General features: G+C 54.7%; 2 protein-coding genes and 1 pseudogene. 2 read left to right on the top strand and 1 reads right to left on the bottom strand.

The features are described from left to right. Positions 1-300 (bottom strand): undecaprenyl-diphosphate phosphatase (locus tag TX82_RS16310; protein WP_042251051.1); only part of this gene is annotated, 300 nt, incomplete at its 3' end. Between the two features lie 95 nt (positions 301-395). On the opposite strand from TX82_RS16310, the gene TX82_RS10225 reads away from it, so the two are divergent. Next, the gene (locus TX82_RS10225) at positions 396-1,088 is read left to right on the top strand and encodes a S1 family peptidase (protein ID WP_187291951.1); all 693 of its coding nucleotides are present in this window, start codon (positions 396-398) and stop codon (positions 1,086-1,088) included. A gap of 226 nt (positions 1,089-1,314) precedes the next feature. Next, a pseudogene (locus TX82_RS16530) lies at positions 1,315-1,527 on the top strand (alanine transaminase); the annotation flags it as partial.

Below are 1,527 nucleotides of genomic sequence, written 5' to 3' on the forward strand. Positions count from 1 at the left end.
GAGAGATAGCCCCACCACCCCAGCCGGAACCGTGGCCGCCACAATGCCCCATGCAAGACGATGACGCGCTGGCTGGTTTGCTTTATCAAACAGCGCACACAGCAGTTGCCAGAGCTCCCTGCGGAAGAATATGATGATGGCGAGCAGGGTGGCCAGGTGCAGGATGGCGTCCATGGCCAATCCCTGGTCCTCAAATTCAAACAGGATGGGCACAAGGATCAAATGCCCGGAACTGGAGACCGGTAAAAACTCGGTCAGGCCTTGGATCAGGCCCAGCAGGATTGCCTGAAGGTCTTCCATTCGCACCTATGCGTTTCGATAAAAGAAAAAATAAAGGCTGGATCGTGTTTTTCGTCGTGCTCGGGGTCGTTGCCCTCAGTAACCAGAAGCTCGCTATGACTGACCCGGAAAACACCTACCCTAAGCGCATCAAGCGGGCGGTGCGGCTTTTTTTTAATCCCCCGGAAAACGAGCTCGACCGCCACCTCATCGGCAAGGATATCGAATGCCGGACACCGCATCGGCTGTATGGTCAAGTGGCCGGGGCTACGGTTGTGGTCAAGACGGATCATTCGGTCGGTGCCGGGGTGTTCATCGGTCCGCGCCTAATCGCCACAGCGCGGCACGTGGTGGATGGAAAATCGATCGAGGTGGTGCTTCCGGAGGTCCCCGGTGACGATTTGGCCCGTCCGGGGAGAACGATCGAAGTCGATTCCGTGCATCGGGTGCGGAACCTGGATCTGGCGTTCATACAAACCCGGGGTTCTTACCCCTCCTATCTGGATCTGAAGATGAACCCGGATGGTGAGGACGATCTGATGATCGTCGGGCATCCCAATCGCAAATACTACTCTTTGCAAAAAGCCCGGATCAAGAAAAAAGATGTGCTTGAGGAATCCGAGTTCATCCTGTTCAAGGACAACGAAGTGTTTTTTGGCAACTCCGGCGGCGCCATCGTGGCCTGCGACGGGGGTCTGATGGGGGTGGTGAGCATGATGAACAATTACCAGAACTCGGCATTCAAACAAGGCATCGGAATCAATACCCGGACCATCCTGGACCATGCGCGCAAACTCAATCTCATATAGGGCCTCCGGGCATCCGAACAGCCCTAAACCCCCATTTATAAAATTGATACGGCAGGTTAAAATATGCTATCTTGACGCTGGCTTGGGAGGACGTTGGTATTAAAAGGGTTAAGGCCGAATGCCATTCCGGGCGCCTGCCTGAAGGTTTTGCCCACCCCCTCTGTATCTCGCACTGAGTCCGCCGGACCCGCTTTTTATAACATCTGATAAAAAAAGAAATTGAAGGATGAATGAATTTCCACGCATTCAGCGTTTGCCCCCTTATGTGTTCAACATTGTCGGTGAGTTGAAACTGCAGGCCCGCCGCCGCGGTGAGGACATCATCGACTTTGGCATGGGCAACCCGGACCAGGCCACACCCCAGCACATCGTGGACAAACTGGTGGAGGCCATCCAGAAACCACAGAATCACCGTTACTCGCTTTCCCGTGGCATACCC

The organism is Nitrospina gracilis 3/211, from assembly GCF_000341545.2.
Lineage (GTDB): Bacteria > Nitrospinota > Nitrospinia > Nitrospinales > Nitrospinaceae > Nitrospina > Nitrospina gracilis.

Bases quoted from the DNA above. Each gene is read 5' to 3' on its own strand.
- TX82_RS10225 (WP_187291951.1), top strand. From the start codon at position 396: ATGACTGACCCGGAAAACACCTACCCTAAGCGCATCAAGCGGGCGGTG.